Source organism: Paucidesulfovibrio gracilis DSM 16080 (genome assembly GCF_900167125.1).
Lineage (GTDB): Bacteria > Desulfobacterota > Desulfovibrionia > Desulfovibrionales > Desulfovibrionaceae > Paucidesulfovibrio > Paucidesulfovibrio gracilis.
On the sequence record NZ_FUYC01000002.1, the window covers coordinates 361,693 to 381,278 of the forward strand.

Annotated in this window: 17 protein-coding genes; 5 read left to right on the forward strand and 12 right to left on the reverse strand. The window is 59.2% G+C overall.

Annotation, left to right across the window (positions count from 1 at the left end):
- Position 1: 1 nt before the first annotated feature.
- Positions 2-973: a zinc dependent phospholipase C family protein gene (locus B5D49_RS03990; RefSeq protein WP_078716352.1), complete on the reverse strand. Its 972-nt coding sequence runs from the start codon at positions 971-973 to the stop codon at positions 2-4.
- Between the two features lie 129 nt (positions 974-1,102).
- Here B5D49_RS03990 and B5D49_RS03995 point away from each other — a divergent pair, with 129 nt between their 5' ends.
- From B5D49_RS03995 to dnaA, 5 genes are all read left to right on the forward strand, one after another.
- A complete protein-coding gene (locus B5D49_RS03995; protein WP_078716353.1) occupies positions 1,103-1,627 on the forward strand; it encodes a hypothetical protein in 525 nt (174 codons plus the stop codon).
- A 52-nt stretch (positions 1,628-1,679) separates the two neighbouring features.
- Positions 1,680-2,897, forward strand: a complete 1,218-nt coding sequence (locus B5D49_RS04000; RefSeq protein ID WP_144019111.1) for a trehalose 6-phosphate synthase — start codon at positions 1,680-1,682, stop codon at positions 2,895-2,897.
- A gap of 76 nt (positions 2,898-2,973) precedes the next feature.
- On the forward strand, positions 2,974-6,132 hold the full coding sequence (locus tag B5D49_RS04005; RefSeq protein WP_078716354.1) for a beta-phosphoglucomutase family hydrolase: 3,159 nt from the start codon (positions 2,974-2,976) through the stop codon (positions 6,130-6,132).
- 46 nt (positions 6,133-6,178) lie between these two features.
- On the forward strand, positions 6,179-6,913 hold the full coding sequence (gene thyX / locus B5D49_RS04010; protein WP_078716355.1) for an FAD-dependent thymidylate synthase: 735 nt from the start codon (positions 6,179-6,181) through the stop codon (positions 6,911-6,913).
- Between the two features lie 590 nt (positions 6,914-7,503).
- Positions 7,504-8,922, forward strand: a complete 1,419-nt coding sequence (dnaA, locus tag B5D49_RS04015; protein ID WP_078716356.1) for a chromosomal replication initiator protein DnaA — start codon at positions 7,504-7,506, stop codon at positions 8,920-8,922.
- Between the two features lie 80 nt (positions 8,923-9,002).
- On the opposite strand, the gene tsaB is transcribed toward dnaA, so the two are convergent.
- The 11 genes from tsaB to B5D49_RS04070 all read right to left on the reverse strand — a co-directional run bounded on the left by tsaB (position 9,003) and on the right by B5D49_RS04070 (position 19,434).
- Positions 9,003-9,806 carry a tRNA (adenosine(37)-N6)-threonylcarbamoyltransferase complex dimerization subunit type 1 TsaB gene (gene tsaB, locus B5D49_RS04020; protein WP_078716357.1) on the reverse strand — a complete coding sequence of 268 codons (804 nt, stop codon included), beginning with the start codon at positions 9,804-9,806 and terminating at the stop codon, positions 9,003-9,005.
- Positions 9,778-10,851: an RIP metalloprotease RseP gene (gene rseP / locus B5D49_RS04025; RefSeq protein ID WP_078716358.1), complete on the reverse strand. Its 1,074-nt coding sequence runs from the start codon at positions 10,849-10,851 to the stop codon at positions 9,778-9,780. Before rseP ends, tsaB begins: the two co-directional genes overlap by 29 nt.
- Positions 10,852-10,964: 113 nt before the next feature.
- Complete coding sequence (gene dxr / locus B5D49_RS04030; RefSeq protein WP_078716359.1) at positions 10,965-12,167, reverse strand: 1-deoxy-D-xylulose-5-phosphate reductoisomerase; 1,203 nt, start codon at positions 12,165-12,167, stop codon at positions 10,965-10,967.
- 24 nt (positions 12,168-12,191) lie between these two features.
- Entirely contained in the window at positions 12,192-13,037 is an 846-nt protein-coding gene (locus tag B5D49_RS04035) for a phosphatidate cytidylyltransferase (RefSeq protein WP_078716360.1), read from the reverse strand.
- A 78-nt stretch (positions 13,038-13,115) separates the two neighbouring features.
- On the reverse strand, positions 13,116-13,850 hold the full coding sequence (locus tag B5D49_RS04040) for an isoprenyl transferase (protein ID WP_078716361.1): 735 nt from the start codon (positions 13,848-13,850) through the stop codon (positions 13,116-13,118).
- Positions 13,851-13,854: 4 nt separating this feature from the next.
- Positions 13,855-14,409 carry a ribosome recycling factor gene (gene frr, locus B5D49_RS04045; protein ID WP_078716362.1) on the reverse strand — a complete coding sequence of 185 codons (555 nt, stop codon included), beginning with the start codon at positions 14,407-14,409 and terminating at the stop codon, positions 13,855-13,857.
- A 7-nt stretch (positions 14,410-14,416) separates the two neighbouring features.
- A complete protein-coding gene (gene pyrH, locus B5D49_RS04050; protein WP_078716363.1) occupies positions 14,417-15,136 on the reverse strand; it encodes a UMP kinase in 720 nt (239 codons plus the stop codon).
- Between the two features lie 53 nt (positions 15,137-15,189).
- Positions 15,190-16,014: a translation elongation factor Ts gene (gene tsf, locus B5D49_RS04055; protein WP_078716364.1), complete on the reverse strand. Its 825-nt coding sequence runs from the start codon at positions 16,012-16,014 to the stop codon at positions 15,190-15,192.
- 20 nt (positions 16,015-16,034) lie between these two features.
- Entirely contained in the window at positions 16,035-16,874 is an 840-nt protein-coding gene (gene rpsB / locus B5D49_RS04060; RefSeq protein ID WP_078716365.1) for a 30S ribosomal protein S2, read from the reverse strand.
- A gap of 188 nt (positions 16,875-17,062) precedes the next feature.
- Positions 17,063-18,715, reverse strand: a complete 1,653-nt coding sequence (locus tag B5D49_RS04065) for a ribonuclease J (protein ID WP_078716366.1) — start codon at positions 18,713-18,715, stop codon at positions 17,063-17,065.
- Positions 18,712-19,434, reverse strand: coding sequence for a lysophospholipid acyltransferase family protein (locus tag B5D49_RS04070; RefSeq protein WP_078716367.1), 723 nt, complete (start codon positions 19,432-19,434; stop codon positions 18,712-18,714). Before B5D49_RS04070 ends, B5D49_RS04065 begins: the two co-directional genes overlap by 4 nt.
- Positions 19,435-19,586: the final 152 nt, after the last annotated feature.

Below are 19,586 nucleotides of genomic sequence, written 5' to 3' on the forward strand. Positions count from 1 at the left end.
GTTACACTGCGGGAAAGCGCGGCTGGGCGAAGTGGACGGCGTGCTGCATATCCAGGCCGGGTAATCCGCTGTCCAGTCCTGGACCGGGACCAACGAGGGAATCCGGGGCGGCTTCTCCAAAGGCCAGGGGTTCCAGCTGGTGCCAGAGATGCAGGGTGTTTTGCCGGGCTTGGGCCTGCAATGCGTGGAATGTGACGGTTTCCGGTGTGCCGGTCACCGGGTGGGCGTAGCGGAGCGGGCCGGAGAGCGTTGCTGTTTCCTGGAGCACCATGGACCGGGGCGGGATCGCCAGAGCCAGGATATCCCGCAGGACTTGTAGTTTTCGGGGGAGCCTGGGGCGTAACTGTGCGGCCAGACTCCCGGCGCGGGACAGGGAGAATGAATTCATTCGGCGGAAAATGGTCCAGGCACGTTGCAGGGCATTACATACGTCCGCTTCTCGGCAGCGAATCAGATCGGCCAGTCCTTTTGTCGCGCAATGGGTCAGGGGGTCGGTCTGCCGTAGCAGTCCGGCCAGGGCATAGCGGCCAAGTTCGGTCCGGCTGCCGGCCATGGACAAATCCAGGCAGGATTCCAGAAACCGGTGTCGTTCCACGGCCAGTGGCTCCGCGTAATAGTTGCCGCAGAGGTAATGGATAAGAGGGTGCATGGCCGTGTCCGCGCCGATGTGGGAAGCCATGCCCGCGAGCAAGGCCCGGGCCTGGGGGGCGCGGGTTTCCGTGGCGTGGGCGGCCTGGATACGAAGCAGGTCGTATGGGTCGTGGCCCCCACCGCCATGGAGCCGGTGAGGCAAACGGAGAATGGGTTTTGGTTCCCCGGCCCATGGACGCTCCAGGTAAAACAGGACATCGTGAAATACCGCCCCCAGGAGCAGATAGGGAACGTGATTGCGGGCGTCCGCGCCCAGACGACCGTTTTGCGGCAGATGGGCCGATTGCAGGGCGATTTGAAAATGTACGTATTCCTTGGGCATGCAAAGATCCTACCTGTAAATTGCGGCACTGCCCACCCCCGGGCGCGGCGGGGCGGGCGTTCTCTCCGGCTTTGCATTATGTGAAGCCTTGGGTATGCTGGAGAAAAATTATCAGCGGAGGAAACGCTCATGCGACGGACGAATATTGATGCGGATCAGGTCAAGAAGGTTGAGGTGGAGGAACCGGATCAAACACGCGTGTATAACGGCGGTCCGGGGGAACCTGCGGTACGCTCCGCCGGAAAAAGCGTATTTTTCATCGGCCCGGAGGGATCGGGACGCCGGGAAGTGGGGCGCATTCTGGCTGCACGGCTCAAGCTGGGCTTTGTCGAAATTGCGGATGCCGCCGCGCTCCAGTCCGCCTTGGATGGCGACCGGGTGGTGGCTTCCGTGGATAAAGAGCTGTTGCAGGATGAAGCATTGGCATCAACGCTGAACGCCGGTGGGGTGGTATTTTACACCATGGCCGGGGTGCAGGCGGTGGCCGAGGCCCGCGGTCTGGTGGTGGATGAGGAGTGCAAGCGCCGTATCTTTGCGGAAATAGATGAATGGGAACCGGTGTTCATGCGCATGCTGCACTTTTTGTTGCCCGGCGGCCTGAGCGCCGAGGCCACGGCTGCAAGCGCAGCAGACAAATTGTATATGGTACGATAACGGGAATCAATGGTCCGGAGCGAACAACGCCACCGGCAGGGATGGAGGAATCATGGGCCAGGGCATGGAACCAACGCCGATTGTGGACTTGAAAGGGTTTTACGAGCGCATGCACCAGACCCGGGAAGTGCGCGTCCGGGCCGTGGCGGATATTGCCGCAGGCCGGGTGCCGGATTCCGCGCTGGTACGGGTGTTGGAAACAACGCTTGAGGACTTGCGAAACATCTTGCGTCCTGACGGAAAGGCGGAATTGGAGGTCACGCCCGGCCGATCCATGGAGCTGGATCTCGGGTACGAGATTGGCGAACTGGAAAAGGACGTGCTTTATCTTCGACAGGGCGAGGACGCTCTGTTGACCTTTCTGGCGCAATTGCATCCCGATTTTTCCCAGGAAGTCAGCACGGCACTGAATGTCTTGCAGGGGCGTTCCTTCAAAGCCTGGATTACGGACCGGGACGGCACCACCAACAACTATTGCGGGCGTTACAACTCGTCCATCCAATCCGCATACAATGCGGTCTTTCTTTCCCGCTATGCGCGGGTCCATGTGGGGCGCTCAGTGTTCATCACCTCTGCGCCCCTGCGCGACCCCGGCATCGTCAACGTCAGTGTGAATCCTGACGGGTCCTTCATCTATGCCGCGTCCAAGGGACGGGAGTGTCTGGACCTGGAAGGAGCGCGGCGGGTGTTTCCCATTGAGCCGGAAAAGCAGGCGCTGCTCGATGCCTTCAACGCGCGGATGGAGACCCTGCTTTGCGAGCCAGCGTATGGTACGTTTACGCTCATCGGTTCCGGGTATCAGCGGAAATTCGGGCAGACCACCATTGCCCGCCAGGACATCACCGGTACGATTCCCGAGGATGAGTCCAAGGCGTTTTTGGCCGTGATCGGCCAGGTGGTCGCGGAGGTGGACCCGGAAGGTCGTCATTTCTACATCGAGGACACAGGTCTGGATGTGGAGGTGATTCTTACGGTGGATGACGAGCAGGGCGGCAAAGATTTTAGCAAGGCCGAGGGCGTGGCGTTTTTGGACCAGACCTTTGCCTTGGACCTGCAAAAGGGGCCGAATCTGGTCAGTGGGGACACCCGCTCGGATCTGCCGCTGGCCCAGGCCGTGTTGGAACGGTGTCCGGAGACCTGGGTGGTCTTTGTGACCCGGGATGAGGAACTGGCGGCCGATGTGCGGCGGCTCACGCCCTCTTCTCTCGTGGTGTCGCGGCCGGATGTGCTGGTGACGGCATTGGGCATGCTGGCCCGTTCCGACGTATAAGGCGTCGCAGGGATATCTTCGAACCGGGATGTGACGCGGCTTATTGCCGCACAAGAAGGTTTTGCAAGGAGCGAATATGTCGACCAGCGGACCGCAAGGTGTGATTTTCGATCTGGATGGCGTGATTACCGGAACGGCCAGGGTTCATTCCATGGCCTGGGAAAGCATGTTCAACCGATATCTGCAACAGGTGGCCGAGCGGGACGGCAAACCCTTCCAGCCCTTCACCGCGGAGGACTATCTTGCGTATGTAGACGGGAAGCCGCGCATGCAGGGGGTTCGGAGCTTTTTGGAGTCGCGGGGCATTGACCTGCCTTTCGGCGACCATGACGACAGCCCGGACGTGGAAACCGTTTGCGGCCTGGGCAATCGCAAGAATCTTGATTTTCAGAAGGTGCTCAAGGAGGAGGGACCGGACGTGTTTGCCTCCTCGGTGGAACTTGTGCGCGAATTGAAGCGGCGCGGCATCCGCGTGGGCGTGGCCTCGTCCAGCCGCAACTGCCGGTTGATTCTGGAATTGGCGGGATTGGATGATCTTTTCGAGACCCGGGTGGATGGAGACGTTTCCCTGGAATTGGGGCTGAAGGGCAAGCCGGATCCGGACATTTTTACCACTGCGGCGGCCAACCTCGACCTACGGCCCGGGCAGTGCGTGGTGGTGGAGGATGCTATCTCCGGCGTGCAGGCCGGATGCGCGGGAAATTTTGGCCTGACATTGGGGGTGGCCCGAGAGACGCCCGGGGATGTGCTTTTGGCCAATGGCGCGGATTTGGCCGTGCGTGATCTGGGTGAAATCAGTGTGGACGATCTGGAGGACTGGTTCCGCAACGGCCTGGAACGGGATGGCTGGACCTTTGCCTACCAGGGGCTGGATCCGGAAAACGAGAAGTTGCGAGAAGCCCTGACCACGGTGGGCAACGGATACCTCGGTGTCCGGGGGGCGTTGGAAACGGAGCGTGCTTCCGAGCACCACTACCCGGGGACATATCTGGCTGGTGTGTTCAACAAAATTCCCACTCCGCTGCATGGACGTGATATTTATAATAATGATTTTGTGAACTGCCCCAACTGGCTGCTCATGGAATTTCGGGTGGACCAGGGCGAATATATCAGCCCCATGGACATGGAGGTGCTTTCCTATTCCCATGCGCTGCACCTGCGTGAAGCCGTGCTTGAACGGCGTATGGTGGTCAAGGACAATCTTGGCCGCATAACGCGGTTGGTGTCGCGGCGGTTGGCCAGCATGGCGGATCCGCATCTGTTGGCCCAGCGGTTGGAATTGACCCCGGTGAACTGGTCCGGCCGGGTGACGGTGCGTTCGGGTATTGACGGCAACATCATCAATGACGGCGTGGCCCGGTACCGTCAACTCAACCAGCAGCACCTTGAGTTTGTGAAAAGCGGGAAGGCCGCGGGCGGCGTGTTTTTGGAAACGCGCACCACGGCTTCGGGCTATCACGTGGCCATGAGCGCCAAACACGTTCTGTTTGACGAGGGGCGGCGTATTCACGGCACGCGGGAAGTCTGCCCCGACCGTGCATTCATTGGTGAGGAGTTGTCCTTCCCGGCTGGAGAAGGCCGCTGTTACGCCGTGGACAAGCTGGTCAGCGTGTATACCTCGCTGGATGCGGAGGAACCGCGCCGGGCGTCCGTGGCCCGACTGGATCGGGCGCGTAGTTTCCGGCAGCTTCATGCCGGACACGCCAAAGCCTGGGAACGCCTGTGGGACAAGGCGGACATCAAGGTGGGCGGCGATCGGCTGGTGCAGCGCACCTTGCGGCTGCACGCCTATCACCTTTTGGTGACGGCCTCGCCGCATAACCGGAATTTGGATGCGGGCATGCCTGCGCGCGGACTTTCGGGCGAGGCCTACCGTGGTCATATTTTTTGGGATGAACTGTACATCCTGCCCTTCTATGATCTGCGTTTCCCGGAAATATCCAAGGCGCTGCTTTCCTATCGCTACAACCGGTTGGAGGGGGCGCGGCAGTATGCCCGCGAGCACGGATACGAAGGCGCTATGTTTCCCTGGCAGACCGCGGACGGTGGGGAGGAGGAGACCCAGGAGGTTCATTTCAACCCCAAAAGCGGGGATTGGGGACCGGACCTGTCGCGTCGCCAGCGTCATGTTTCCATCGCCGTATTCTTCAATACCTGGCGGTATGTGCACTGCACCGGAGACTGGAACTTCATGCGCCGTCAGGGGGCCGAGTTGATGCTCTCCATCGCCCGGTTTTGGGGGTCCATTGCCCAAAAGGACGAAGCCACGGGACAATGGCACATTGACGGCGTCATGGGACCGGATGAATTTCATGAATCCCTGCCTGGTTCCAATCGGGAGGGGCTGCGAGACAACGCCTACACCAATGTGATGAGTTCCTGGTTGTTGGAACGGGCTGTGGATCTTCTGGAGCGGCTTTCTCCGGCGGACCGCAAGCGGGTGGCGAAGCGGTCGGGTCTGCGTGACGAAGAACCCGAGCGCTGGCAGGAAATCGCCCGAGGACTGCACGTCAGCCTGAACGAGCAGGGCGTTATAGAACAGTTTGCCGGGTATTTCGGATTGGATGAGCTGGATTGGGACGCCTATCGCGCCAAATACGGGGACATCCACCGTCTGGACCGCATTCTCAAGGCCGAGGGGGATTCGCCGGACCATTATAAGCTGGCCAAACAGGCGGATACGTTGATGATGTTTTATGCTCTCCCCCCCGAAACCATTGTGGACATTCTTGGCCGACTCGGGCATGACGTGGGCGACCCGGCCACATTGTTGCGCCGGAACTATGACTATTACGAGGGGCGCACCAGCCACGGGTCTACGCTCTCCAAGGTGGTTCATGCGCTTATCTCCAGTTATTTCGGGGATGACGCCACTGCCTGGCAATGGTTCCTTGAGGCTCTGGTCAGCGACATCCACGATAGTCAGGGCGGCACCACGCTGGAAGGGATTCATACCGGCGTCATGGCCGGAACCCTGGACATCGTAACCCGCTATTTTGCCGGGGTGGACGTCACAGGGGAGCGTCTTACGATCCAGCCGCATCTTCCCGCGCATTGGTCCGAATTGGAGCTGAAACTCCGTTTTCGGGGTGATTGGTACGGCCTGCGGCTGAAGCCGGGCAAGTTGCGCGTCACCCTGTTGGAGTCGTCCAAGGACGCGGTACACCTTGTGGTGCAAGGGCGGTCCGTGGAGTTGACCCCGGGCCGGGCGCGTACCGTGACGCTGGACAGGTAGACCGCTTGCCGGGCGCCATGCCCCAACGAGATCATCGGAGTGCTTCATGGCCGAAAAAAAATTGCGTGTCGAGCTGTTGAGCATGACGCCCAACGCGCTTGAATTGTTGTATGCCGCCTTTCGGCAATGCTATCATGCCGGGTTTGTGGCCGACATGTGGCCCCGCCTGCTGAACGGGGAGATCCCCCCGGAAAAGCAGGCGGGACTGGTCAGCCGCGTTTTGGAATCCGGCCACGACAGCCCTGTGGAGCATGTGAGCTTTAGCTTTGCGGTGGAAGGCATTTCCCGAGCCTGCTCGCACCAGCTGGTGCGCCACAGGCTGGCTTCCTACTCGCAGCAAAGTCAGCGGTATGTCACGGAGTCGGACATGGAGTACATCCTGCCTCCGGCCATTGCCCGAATTCCGGAGGCGCGTGAACGGTTTGAGGCCTTTATGCAGGAGGTGGGGAGCGCGTATGCGGATCTGCGTGACATCCTGGTGGCGCACGGGCGTGCATCCAAGGCCAATGAGGATGCCCGGTTTGTCCTGCCGCAGGCAGCGGAAACCAAAATCGTGCTGACGATGAACTGCCGGGCCTTGCGGCATTTTTTCCATTTGCGCTGCTGTGCTCGGGCGCAGTGGGAGATTCGAGCCTTGGCCGATGCCATGCTCGTCATTTGTCGAGAGAAGTTGCCCGCGATTTTTGCCACGGCTGGAGCCAGGTGCGTGGAGTTGGGCTACTGCCCGGAATCGGAGCGGTTTACCTGCGGAAAATACCCACTGCGTAAGGATATGGCGTAAGTCGAAGATCCTATCGGCCTGGGGGTATCCCCCAGGCGACAACTCTTCGACATTTCAATGCCTTTTTATCAATGTCCCCGAGGGGACCGTTTTTTTGAACGAAATCGTTGTTACTAAAGCGAGACAATGGTTACCAACCCTTGGCGCTTCTGGATTTCCTGATGACGCCTGGGGAACTGCCATTGGTTGAAGAGGAAGATCGGAAATTTTATCTGATCTTTTTTTGTCCAAAAAAAACATAGTGTTAATGTTATACGTGTAGGAAAGAGACGAATGAATGTCTAGAAAAGTCGGTTATAACTTTTTATCTATGAGAAAAAAATTAAAGTAATTGTAAGGAAAATGACGAAATCAAGAATCATCCCTGTGGAAAACTTTTTTCACACTTGTTGATTCATGGTGAAGAAAAGTCAAAAGTCCTTGCACGGTCCGCTGTTGTGCCGCAAAGACAGAAACGGCTCTAACGCGTGTTGTGCACCTTTTTCAACTTTTACAAAGAGATGAGCTGTAGATAAGAGTTCGGCGCTTCCACGGGGCTTCCGTGGTCAGCCTCTTTGAGCAGATTCCATCCATACGGTAGTGACTCCTTCATGATCAAAGACGTCTGGAACGACATCCTCAAAACACTCGAAAAGAGCCTCAACCCAGGGCTTTTTACTATATGGATCCGCCCGCTGTCCGCCCGTTACGAAAATGGCGTACTCACCCTGCTGGCCCCCAATGATTTTGTGGCTGGCTGGGTGCGTGATCGACTCCTGAACGTGATCGCCGACGCCGCATTGCAGACCATCGGCTCCTCCCCGCGCGTGGAGGTGAAGGTGGACGCCGCACAAACCGCCAAAACACAGGCTGCCGCAGCTGAGGCGCCAACGTCCCCTGGAGTCTCTTCCGGCATGGCCCGAGGAGGGGGGCGGGCGAACGTTGCGCCGCCGGTCGTCTCCTCGCCGCAGCAACAAATGGGCCTGCCCATCGTGCAGACTCCGGAAGTGTGCCGCAATGTCCGCTGGCGGTTCCGCTTCGAGGATTTTGTGACCGGTCCCAGCAATGAACTGGCGCTGGCCGCGAGCAAGAGCATGTGTCACAATACCCTGCTTTCGGATCATCTTTTTTTGTGCTCCAGCCCGGGGCTGGGTAAAACCCATCTGCTGCATTCCATCGGCCGAGGGCTTTCCGCCGCGTCCAATCGAGCCAATCCCCGTGTGGCATGTTTGAACTCCGAACAATTCGCGTCCCGGTTCGTCATGGCCATGCGGGCCAACGAACTGACCCGGTTCAAGGCGGAATTTCGCGAAGCCGTGGATGTGTTGCTGCTGGAGGATGTGCATTTCTTCCAGGGCAAGGAAAAAATGCAGGACGAATTGCTCGGCACGCTGAAGGCTCTGCAGGAACGCGGTTGCAAGGTCGTGCTGACCAGCTCCTTCCGTCCCAAGGAGCTGTCCAACGTGGATTCCCAGCTGGTTTCCCGCATTTGTTCCGGGTTTATGGCGGTGATCGGCACGCCGGATTTCGAAACCCGTCGCCGCATTGTTCTGCGCAAGGCCGAGGCAATGGGCGCCCAGGTCTCGGACGACGTGTCCAATCTGCTGGCTGAACGCATCACCAAAGACATCCGCCAGCTGGAAGGCTGTTTGAATAACCTGGTGCTCAAGGCGCGGCTGCTTAGACAAAACCTTTCCATGGAACTGGCCTGGGACATGCTGGACAACTACACCCAGACCAATCCCCGGCCGGATTATGATCAGATCATCAACTTTGTCTGCCGCACGTATGGACTGACTCAGGATCAACTGCGCTCCAAGAGCCGAAAGCAGCAGGTGGTGCTCGCCCGCGACACCGCGTTTTTCCTGGCCCGCAACCATACGGATCTTTCTCTGGCCGCCATTGGAGAACGTCTCGGCCGTCGTCATTCCACCGTGATCAAGGGGATTACCAAAGTGGAGCGGGAAATTTCCAGCCTCACACCGTTGGGCCGTCAGCTGAAGCAAACAGTGGAGCGCATGACGCCGTAGCCGTTTGCGTTTTGCTTACCGAAAAAAACGTGCGTTCCATGTGGGACGCACGTTTTTTTATGAGCGGGGTTCTTTGGGAGTCAGTCCGTATCCCGGGAACGGCGGAGCATCTCCCGGGCCTGCTCCGGGTCCATGCCCCGCTGCCGGGCGATGGTATCCAGATTTTCTTCAGCGTCGGACGGGCGCATGTATAACGGCGCAACAGCCTCATGCGAGTAGCGGATTTGTGGTGCGCAGGCCGCATCCAGAAGATCCTGGGCGGACGATGCATCCCATGCCGGACCAAGGTCACGAAACGCGATTTCTTGACGCAGGTCGGTGAAAAAAGCGGCGTTGCGGCGCAGTCCGCTTCCCAATACAGAAAGGGGCGCATCCGAGCGGTGAAGCGTTTCCAAATGGCGGGCTGCGTCCTCAATGGTTCCGGACCGTGGCGGTCCCAGTGGTTTGGCCTGTTGATCGAATCCCTGCACATAGACTTGGCGACGCCGGGAGTGGGTAACAACGGCCAGGGGACCGGCGAGCAGTGGTGCGGCGCGGCGGGCCAGGAGCGGCAGGTGGTCGATGCCTGCCTGGGGAAGGTCGTGTACCTCGGCAATGGCCGAGGCCAGCGCCAGGGACAGGCGGAGTCCGGTGAAGCTGCCGGGACCGCGGACGCAGGCGATGCGTTGAATGTGCTTGGTGGTCAGTCCCAAGGCGTCGAGCATGGACCGCAGGGATGGCGCGAGAAAGCGCACGGATTGCCCCGGTACGGTCCATTCCTGGGCCGCCAACAGGGTGGACCCTCCTTGAGGGGCGGGATGCCCCAGGACCAGTTGCAGACGTTCCTCAGCCCCGTTGAGGGCCAGTGTCAGTCCGTCAGGAGAAGAGGATGCGATGGATGTCATTATAGAACGTCAGAGCCATGAGGCCCAGGAGAAAGGTGAGTCCCACATACGTGGCGAACTGCCGGACCATGTCGTTTACGGGGCGTCCCGTAACGGCTTCGAATCCGAAAAAGAGAATATGGCCTCCGTCCAGCACCGGAATGGGCAACAGGTTGAGGATGCCCAGGTTGATGCTGATGAACGCGGCCAGCAACAGCACATCCACAAGACCGGCCCGGGCGTGTTTGCCCACGGCCTGAGCGATCATGATGGGACCGCCCACGCCCTTGAGTGACGCACGGCCTTCCACGATCATGAGAAAGCTTTTGGCCGTCATCTCAATGGAACTGATGGTTTTGCCCAGGGCCGCCCCGGTGCCGAGATCCCAGCCCAAGGAGCGTTCCAGCGGTTCCACGCCAAAGCTGACGCCGATTTTGGGGCGGGGTAAGATCTCGTCGTTCTTATCTTCTTCGTTAAGGAAGGTGGGTAGAACCAGAAATTCATGGTTCACACCGCCGCGCACGACGCTCAGGCGGACGGGGTTCTCACGGCTGAACAGAATGGTGGTAAGCAGGTCATTGGGCGAGTAAATCGCCTCGCCATCGATCCCTATGATGCGGTCGCCGGGTTCCATGCCTGCCATTTGGGCCGGGCTGTCGTCGAAGACCTCCTGAACCGGGAATTGGTAGAGGGTTACCTGACCCTGGGAGAGAAACAGCCCCCAATAGATAAACCAGCCGAGTACAAAGTTGAATACCGGGCCGGCCAACACCACCAAGAGGCGCTGCCAAGCCGGGCGCAACATGAACCGTTGATCTTCGGGGAAGTCGGTGTCTTCATCTACTGTTTCCTGGCTTTCTCCGGCCAGGCTGACGTATCCACCCAGCGGCAGGGCGGAAAGCCGATATTCGGTTTGCCCCATGGTGCGTTTGAACAGCACGGGACCGAACCCTAAGGAAAAGGACTTGACGCCCATGCCCAGGACACGGGCCATGAGGAAGTGTCCGAGTTCATGAAAAAATATCAATCCGCCCAGGACGAGGATCACTGCGATGGTACTGGTCATGATGCTTGCCCCTTTTTCGGGCTTTCTCCTTGCTGCTTTCCGGTCTTGCTCCCAGGGGAGGAATACCGTTTCGTTCGCGCTTGTGCTTCTGGAATACGGTGAGGAAACGACCGTCAGGATTGAATGAGTGCCTGCCGTGTTTCCTTGTCCAGCTGCAGGATGGCTTCCGGGGTATCGACAGTGGTGCCGGAATGGGCCGCAAGGGCGTTTTCGATCATTTCCGGGATAGCAAGATAGCGGATTTTTCCGTTGAGGAACAGGTCTACGGCCACTTCATTGGCGGCGTTGAGTACCACCGGGTGGCTCGGCCCGGCCGCAAAAGCTTCCTTGGCCAGTCGCAGGCAGGGAAAAGCCGTGAGGTCGGGCGCTTCAAACGTCAGCTTTGCGCATTCCGCCAGGTTCAGGCGCTTAAGACCCAGGGTAACCCGTCGGGGGTAGCAAAGGCAATGCGCGATAGGCACCTGCATGTCCGGCAAGCCCAGATGGGCCAGTTGCGATCCGTCGTCGTATTCCACCAGGGAATGGACAATGGATTGGGGATGCACCACCACGTCCACCTGCTCCGCGGGTACGCCGTAGAGTTGGCATGCCTCGATGACCTCCAGTCCTTTGTTCATGAGTGTGGAGGAATCAATGCTGATCTTGGCACCCATGGACCAGTTGGGATGGTTGAGGGCTTGTTCCCGCGTAACCTGGTGCAGATCTTCCCGGGAGCGACCACGGAAGGGACCGCCCGAGGCCGTAAGAATGAGCCGATAGGGTTGGCTGTGTTCGCCGCCATGTCCGGCCAGAGCCTGAAACAGGGCGTTGTGTTCCGAATCCACGGGCAGAATCAGGGCGCCCGTACGGTGGCAGGCCTCCCGGATGAGGTGGCCGCCGAGAACCAAGGATTCCTTGTTGGCAAGGGCAATGGCCTTGCCTGCCCGCGCCGCGGCCAAGGTCGGCGCGAAGCCTGCTGCTCCCACGATGGCCGAAAGGACCATCTGCGCCTCTTCCAGGCGTGCCAATGCAACATATGCCGGGGAGCCGGTCAGTATTTCCGGGGTATAGTCGGCAGGAAGCCGGTCCTGAAGCCGGGGCGCATCCTCCGCATTCAGCAACGCCAGCAACGGGGGACGAAATTGGATGGCCTGCTCGGCCAGGCGTTTTACGTTGCGCCCACCTGCCAGGGCCAGGATGGAAAAGAGTTCCGGATGTTGCTCCACCACCCGCAGAGCGCTTTGGCCGATGGAGCCGGTGGATCCGAGCAAAACGAGTTTGCGCGGAAAATCAGGGGTGGCGGACTCTTCCGGCCAGGGAGAAATATAGGTTTGCACGGTGCCTCTCCGTTTGGCGTAGGGTCAGGAACCCGTCACTGGGGACAGCAGCGGGGTGAAATGATTGCCGAGGATCAGCAAAGGCGCGCATTCCCGGGCCAGGGCGTAGACTGGAATAATGAAAAGCAGGCTGTCCACTCGGTCCAGCATGCCGCCGTGACCGGGAAGGATCGTTCCGGAATCCTTGATGCCCAAGCCGCGTTTGAGTGCAGACTCGAAGAAATCGCCAAGTTGTCCGGCCATGTTCAGCACGGCACCGAGCAGGGCAAAGGCCCATAGGGGGGCGTTTCCAAATGCGAGGCCCAAAAGTACGGTCAAAGCCATGGTGGCGCTCATGCCTGCGATGCTGCCGACCCAGGATTTTTTCGGGCTGACCGCAGGCCAGATTTTTTTTCGGCCCCAGAGACTGCCCGCATAATACGCTGCGGTGTCGCCCGCCATGGCCGCCAGCAGCACCAAGACGATTTCCATGGAATTCCAGAGCAGGGGAAAGTGTAGGGTCAGCGGCAGATAGACCAGTCCGAAGAGAAAGACCATGGCGTCGCGTGCCGGAATTTCCCGTTGGGTCTGGAAGCGGAAAAGAAACGCCAGTCCGCCGGTCCAAAAGCTCACGAGCAGCGCAAAAATGATCCAGGTAGGATCACGCAGTACCGCAGCCCAGAACAGCAAACCGGCACAGACCAGTCCGGCGCTGCGCAGGCGGAGATGTCCCTGTGTCCAAAACAGGGCGTAAAATTCCCAAAGCGTCAGGCCGCAAAAAATCAGAAGAACGGTCAGGAGAACCCAGCCGCCGCAAAAGATACCCGCCGCCGGGATGGTCAGGGCGAGCAGGCCGGTTATGATGCGTTGTTGGTGCGTGTTGACTGGCATAACGGTTGGGGCGCCGAATTCGCCCGGGGGACATGGTTAAACGATTCCAGCGCCGGGGGCAACTGTTGGGGAGTGATTTTAGCCCGCAGACCCCCTGGAAGCGATGGAATCGGTGGGCTGCACCTGGTCCCCGGTCTTGCCGAAACGCCGTTGCCGCCGGGAATAGTCGTCAACCGCTTTTTCCAGCTCCTCGGCGCCAAAATCTGGCCAGAGCGTAGGCGTGAAGTAGAACTCGCTGTACGCCGCCTGCCAAAGCAGGAAGTTGGAAAGCCGTTGTTCGCCGGAGGTGCGGATGACCAATTCCGGATCGGGCTGCCCCTGGGTATAGAGCGCCTCTTCAAACTGTTCCGCTGTAAGCTTCGAGGCGTCCACGCCCTCGGCCAACAGGGATCGCACAGCGCGCAGGATTTCATCGCGGCCGCCGTAGTTCAGGGCCAGGTTCAGGGTCATGCTCCGGCAATGGGCGGTTTTATTGGTGGCCATGCGCAGGGTTTCGCGAACGGCCATGGGAAAACGACCGATATCGCCCAGGAGGCGTAGCCGGATGTCCTGTTCCACCAGTGTGGAGAGTTCGCCTTTGAGAAAGCGTACCAGCAGGTCGAAAAGGACGCGTTTTTCTTCTTCCGGCCTGGCCCAGTTTTCCGTGGAAAAGGTGTAGAGGGTCAGGTGGCGTACGCCCAGTTCCCGGCACCGCGTCACAACGGCCCGGGCCGACTCGACGCCGGCCCGGTGCCCTTCGTGACGCTTCATGCCCCGCGCTTTGGCCCATCGGCCATTGCCGTCCATGATGACGGCGATATGCTGGGGTATCATGCGATTAGATCTCAAGAATTTCCTTTTCCTTGGCTGCGAGCGCGTCGTCGGCCTTGGCTACGAAGTCGTCCGTGAGCTTTTGGATGTCATCCTGAGCCTTGTGCGCTTCGTCCTCGGAAGTGTCCTTGTCCTTGAGCATCTTTTTCACGGACTCGTTGAGGTCGCGGCGCACGTTGCGGATGGCGACCTTGGTGTCCTCGGTGTATTTTTTGGCGACCTTGACCAGCTCTTTGCGGCGTTCCTCGGTCAGGGGAGGAATGTTGATGCGGATGAGCTTTCCGTCATTCACCGGGGTGAGTCCCAGGTCGGATTTTTGGATGGCCTTGTCCACGTCGCTGAAGGCGCCCTTGTCCCAGGGCTGGATGGTGATGGTCCGGGAGTCGGGGATGCTTACGGACGCGATTTGGTTCAGCGGAGTGGGCGTGCCGTAGTAGAGCACCTCAATGCCGTCCACAAGGGAGGTGGAGGCGCGGCCTGTGCGCAGCTTGCCGAATTCTTTTTCCAGGTTCGAAAGCGCGCCGTCCATGCGCTTCTTTCCGTCTTTGATGAGCGATTGCATAGTCTGGCTATCCTCCTTGAACGATGGTTCCCACCGTCTCGCCGTGGGCGACTCGTCGGATGTTGCCTTCCTTGAACAGGTTGAACACGACGATGGGCAGTTCGTTGTCGCGAGCCATGGAAATGGCCGTGGAGTCCATAACGCCGAGGCGTTTTTGCAGGACTTCCGAGAAGGTCACGTCCGCGTACTTGGTGGCATCGCCGAATTTGGCGGGATCCTTGTCGTACACGCCGTCCACCTTGGTGGCCTTAAAGATGGCTTCGCATTTGAGTTCCATGGCCCGCAGCGTCGCGGCGGAATCCGTGGTAAAGTACGGATTACCGGTTCCCGCGGCGCAAATGACCACACGTCCCTTTTCCAGGTGTCGGATGGCCCGGCGCCGGATATAGGGTTCCGCCACTTCGCTCATACGGAAGGCCGTCATCACACGGGTTTGGCAATCAAGCTTTTCCAGGGCATCCTGCACGGCCAGAGCATTCATGACCGTGGCGAGCATGCCCATGTAGTCTGCCTGGGCACGTTCCATGCCCTTGGCACTCGCGGCCATGCCGCGAAAGATGTTGCCGCCGCCGATGACAAGGGCCAGCTGCAGGCCCGAAGCGGCTACATCGGCGATTTCCCGGCCGAACTGTCCAATGGCCTCGGGATCGATGCCAAATGATTTGTCTCCGGCCAGCGCCTCGCCGCTGAGCTTGATCAATACCCGTGAGTACTTCATTTTGTCCATACCCTTGATTTGTTATCCTCAAAAAAAACGGGCCAGAGGCCCGTTTTTTTTGGTTAGTCTTCGGAGCAGCCTTCTCCGAGGGCCAGTCTTGCAAAGCCCTCGATGGTGATTCCGGTTCCTGAAAGCAGGTCTTTGACCGCTTTTTTGTCTTCCTTGATGAACGGCTGGTCCAGCAGGCAGACTTCTTTATAATACTTATTGATACGTCCGAGGACGATCTTTTCGGCGATCTGCTCGGGCTTGCCTTCTTCCATGGCCTGGGCTTTGTAGATTTCCTTTTCCTTGTCCAGCTTGTCCTGCGGGACTTGGTCGGAGCAAACACAAAGCGGGTTGGCCGCGGCCACCTGCATGGCGATGTCCTTGGCGAGCTGATCGTGTTCCCCGGCCTTGGCACCCTTGAGTGCGACCAGAACGCCGATTTTGCCGTTGGCATGTACGTAGCTGCCGACCAGGCCGTCCACGGACAGCGTGGCCAGACGGCCGATTTGCAGGTTTTCGCCGATCTTGCTCACGAGCGGAGTCAGATCCTTGGCCGCATCGGAGAGGCTGTCGACGGACTCGGCCTTTTCCTTGGCCACGTCAGCGGCCAGTTTCTTGGCGAAGGCCACGAACTCTTCGTTCTTGGCGGCGAAGTCGGTCTCGCAGAGCAACTCGGCCAGGGCGGCGCTGGCACCGTCATCGGCGACCCAAAGGCCGACGGTGCCTTCGGAGGTGGCGCGACCGGCTTTCTTGGCGGCCTTGGCCAGGCCTTTTTCACGAAGATATACGACGGCCTGTTCGATGTCGCCGTCGGCTTCAACGAGGGCTTTCTTGCAATCCATCATGCCCGCGCCGGTCTGTTCGCGCAGGTCTTTCACCATAGCAGCGGTAATAGCCATTGTAGCGTTCCTCCTGACCCTTATTCAGCAGTCTCAGCTTCGGGCTTGGCTTCTTCGGCCTTGTCCTCGGCTTTCTTTTCTTCGGGCTTTTCAGCCTTGGCTTCGGCTTTTTTCTCTTGCTTCTTGGCGGCTTCGGCCTTTTTCTCCTGCGCCTTGGCCTCGGCCTTGGCTTCGTCCAGGCGGGCGGAGCCTTCCATGCAGGCTTCGGCGACGTGGGTGGAGAAGAGTTTGATGGCGCGGATGGCGTCGTCGTTACCCGGGATGATGAAGTCAACCACATCCGGGTCGCAGTTGGAGTCGACAACGGCAACAACGGGGATGCCCAGCTTGCGGCATTCGGAAATGGCGATGTGCTCGCGCTTGGGGTCGATGACGAAGGCCGCGGCCGGCGGTTCGGTCATGTCCTTGATGCCGCCGAGGGTATTATTCAGCTTTTCCACTTCGCGGCTCATGTGGACCACTTCCTTTTTGGGGAAGCGGTTGATGCTGCCGTCTTCGAACATGGTCTCAAGTTTCTTGAGGCGGTCGATGCTGCGCTTGATGGTCTGGAAGTTGGTGAGCATGCCGCCCATCCAGCGGTGCGTGACGTAGAACATGCCGCTACGCTCGGCCTCGGCCTTGATGGCCTCCTGGGCCTGGCGCTTGGTGCCCACGAACAGGATCTTCCCGCCCTGAGCCACGGAATCGGCCACAAAGTCGTACGCCTTTGCGAACATCTTCACGGTCTGCTGCAGATCCATGATGTGGATGCCGTTGCGGGAGCCGAAGATGTAGGGGCGCATTTTGGGATTCCAGCGGCGGGTCTGGTGACCGAAATGCACGCCGGTTTCCAGCATTTGCTTCATCGTTACGTAAGCCATGAAAAACCTCCTGGGTTCGTCCTCCACCCCGGACTGTGAAACGGCCTATTTTGTTTGATTTTGGCCGCACCCAGAGACTGGAATCACGGGGTGTGTGTTTTTTAAGACGGGGTTCCTTACGATGGATCACCGAAAAAGGCAAGTCCAACGGAGCGCCGTCCGAAATAGAAAACCATCCGTGCGCGGAGCTAAAGGCTGATAACCAGCGGCACCACCACGGGGTCGCGTTCAAGTACTTTGCGGAAAAAACGGCGAAGGGAGGAGCGCAGCCGTTCCTTGAGTTTTTTCAGGTTGCCGGGGGGGACGTTTTCGTAAACCTCCAGCACGATGCACTTGGCGTCCTCCAGCAAGTGGGAGTATTGTTGTTCAAAAATGAATCCCTTGGAGACGATGTCCGGGCCGAGGGTTATTTCGCCGGTATTCTCGTCGATGACGAGCAGCACGATGACCAAGCCTTCTCCGGCCAGGAGCGCCCGCTCCTTGAGCACTGTCTGTCCTACGTCGCCCACCCCCTTGCCGTCCACCAGGGTCACAGTGGCGTCCAGGGGATCCTCCAGGCGCAGTTCGCCGTCGGGCAGCAGCGTGAACGGCTGGCCATCCTCCACCACCAGGGCGCGTTCCGGGGCAACGCCGCACTCCACGGCCAGTCGCTTGTGTTTGACCAAGTGCCGGTATTCTCCATGCACGGGGACGAAGAACTTGGGCTTCACGGTGTCCACCATGATGCGCAGTTCCTGACGGTGGGCGTGTCCCGAGGCATGGATGGCGGCGATGCTTTCGTAGAGCACCTCGGCTCCGAGTTTGTAGAGCCGGTTGATGACTTTGGTGATGGCCCGCACATTGCCGGGGATGAATCGGGAGGACATGATCACCAGATCGCCTTCCTGCACGGCGAGCTGACGGTGTTCGCCCTGGGACATGCGTGACAGCGCGGCCAGGGGTTCGCCCTGGGAGCCGGTGACCAGTAAAACGACCTCGTCGTCCGGGCGCTGGGTGACTTCCTCCAGGGGAAGAATGACGCCATGCGGGACGCGTAACAGGCCGAGTTCTTGAGCAATCTCAAGGTTGCGCAACAGGCTTTTGCCGCTCACGCCCACTTTACGCCCGAAATCAAAGGCCAGGTCGATGATTTCCTGCATGCGCTGGATGTGGGAGGAGAACAAGGTCACCAGAATACGGCTCTTGGCTTCGGCGAACAGCTCGCGCAATCGCAACTTGGTTTCCCGTTCCGTGAGGGAATAGCCTTCTCGTTCGGCGTTGGTGGAATCGGAAAAAAGCAGGGTCACCCCGGAGCTGGCGAATCGGGCAAGTCCTTCCAGGTCTGTGGCGTGTCCGTCCAGGGGGTTTCGGTCGATCTTGAAGTCGCCCGTATGGACCACGCGCCCCACAGGGGTTTCAATGCCCAGGCCGAATCCTTCGATAATGGAGTGGCAGACCGGAAAGAAGGTAAATGCCAGGTCATCCATCTCTACGCGTTCTCTGGCCTCCACAGGGCGCAGGTCCGCATATTTGTCCAGTCCGTGCTCGCGGAGTTTGGATTCCACCAGCCCCAGGGTGAACCGGGAGCTGTAGATTGGAGCGTTCACATACGGCAACAGCCAAGGCAGTGCGCCGATGTGGTCCTCGTGGCCGTGGGTCAGAATAATGCCCTGGATTTCATGCCGGTTCTCCAGCAGGAAATCAAAATTCGGTATGGCTACGTCCACCCCGTAGAGGAAGTCCTCGGGGAACATGAGTCCGCAGTCGATGAGCACCATGGTTTGCTCGGTGCGCAGGGCCATACAGTTCAGGCCGATTTCTCCAAGGCCGCCCATGGGGTAGACCGTCAGTGATCCGCTCATTCGCTCTCCCGGCGAAGTTCAAGGTAGGCACGATTCATCTTCTGATACAGGTCGTCGCGGAATTTGTCACGGTCCTTCAAGGTGTAGGCGCTCGTGTCGATGGGGGGCAGGGCTTTGACCCGCACAACGGGTTTGGTATTCAGCTTCCAGGCACCCTTGGGCAGTACTTCCCCCATGCCGTGGATGACGACGGGGGCGACAGGCAGACCGGTTTTCAGTGCCAGGATAATGCCTCCGGTCTTGAAGGATTGCAGCTGGGAACGATCCTCGGCCCGGGTGCCTTCGGGAAACACGATGGGCGAGACTCCTTTTTTGACGACTTTCACGGCATTTTCCACGCTTTTCATGGCAGCACGCCGGTTGGATCGGTCAATGGGGATGTGTTGCGCTCCCCACATGGCCCAGCCGAATACGGGAACGTTCCAGAGACTTTGCTTGGCCAGAAAGCGGACGTGATAGTCGCGCAACAGCCAGTAGCCGAGCATGATGTCCAGCTGGCTTTGGTGGTTGAGCATGAAAACGTAGTGTCCGCCCGGCTCCAGGGCGGAAAGATCCACTTCATAGCGGACCCCCGTGAGCCAGGCCAGTTTGCTGGTCCAGGCGTACCCGAATTTTTCTCCCCACCGCCCCCGGTTTTTGGTGAACCCCATGAGACCCATGGCGCACGAATAATACACGGTGATGGGAAAGAATAAGAGATAGAATAGAAATTTACGCATGTTTTGGGGACTCCTCAAAGGGCGCACGGTAGCGGAAAAGCCGTGAGCGGACAAGAGGCGGAATTGGGCGTGTGGCGTTCGGCAGTCCGCTTTGGTCACAAAAAAGGCCGGGTGGAATGGTTTCCGCCCGGCCCGGGTGTTTGTGGTGGAAC

Coding starts and splice junctions, on each gene's coding strand:
- B5D49_RS04070 (WP_078716367.1), bottom strand. CDS start 19,434: ATGCGTAAATTTCTATTCTATCTCTTATTCTTTCCCATCACCGTGTAT.
- B5D49_RS03995 (WP_078716353.1), top strand. CDS start 1,103: ATGCGACGGACGAATATTGATGCGGATCAGGTCAAGAAGGTTGAGGTG.
- B5D49_RS04000 (WP_144019111.1), top strand. CDS start 1,680: ATGGGCCAGGGCATGGAACCAACGCCGATTGTGGACTTGAAAGGGTTT.
- B5D49_RS04035 (WP_078716360.1), bottom strand. CDS start 13,037: ATGCCAGTCAACACGCACCAACAACGCATCATAACCGGCCTGCTCGCC.
- B5D49_RS03990 (WP_078716352.1), bottom strand. CDS start 973: ATGCCCAAGGAATACGTACATTTTCAAATCGCCCTGCAATCGGCCCAT.
- dnaA (WP_078716356.1), top strand. CDS start 7,504: ATGATCAAAGACGTCTGGAACGACATCCTCAAAACACTCGAAAAGAGC.
- pyrH (WP_078716363.1), bottom strand. CDS start 15,136: ATGGACAAAATGAAGTACTCACGGGTATTGATCAAGCTCAGCGGCGAG.
- rpsB (WP_078716365.1), bottom strand. CDS start 16,874: ATGGCTTACGTAACGATGAAGCAAATGCTGGAAACCGGCGTGCATTTC.
- frr (WP_078716362.1), bottom strand. CDS start 14,409: ATGCAATCGCTCATCAAAGACGGAAAGAAGCGCATGGACGGCGCGCTT.
- thyX (WP_078716355.1), top strand. CDS start 6,179: ATGGCCGAAAAAAAATTGCGTGTCGAGCTGTTGAGCATGACGCCCAAC.
- B5D49_RS04005 (WP_078716354.1), top strand. CDS start 2,974: ATGTCGACCAGCGGACCGCAAGGTGTGATTTTCGATCTGGATGGCGTG.
- tsaB (WP_078716357.1), bottom strand. CDS start 9,806: ATGACATCCATCGCATCCTCTTCTCCTGACGGACTGACACTGGCCCTC.
- B5D49_RS04065 (WP_078716366.1), bottom strand. CDS start 18,715: ATGAGCGGATCACTGACGGTCTACCCCATGGGCGGCCTTGGAGAAATC.
- B5D49_RS04040 (WP_078716361.1), bottom strand. CDS start 13,850: ATGATACCCCAGCATATCGCCGTCATCATGGACGGCAATGGCCGATGG.
- tsf (WP_078716364.1), bottom strand. CDS start 16,014: ATGGCTATTACCGCTGCTATGGTGAAAGACCTGCGCGAACAGACCGGC.
- rseP (WP_078716358.1), bottom strand. CDS start 10,851: ATGACCAGTACCATCGCAGTGATCCTCGTCCTGGGCGGATTGATATTT.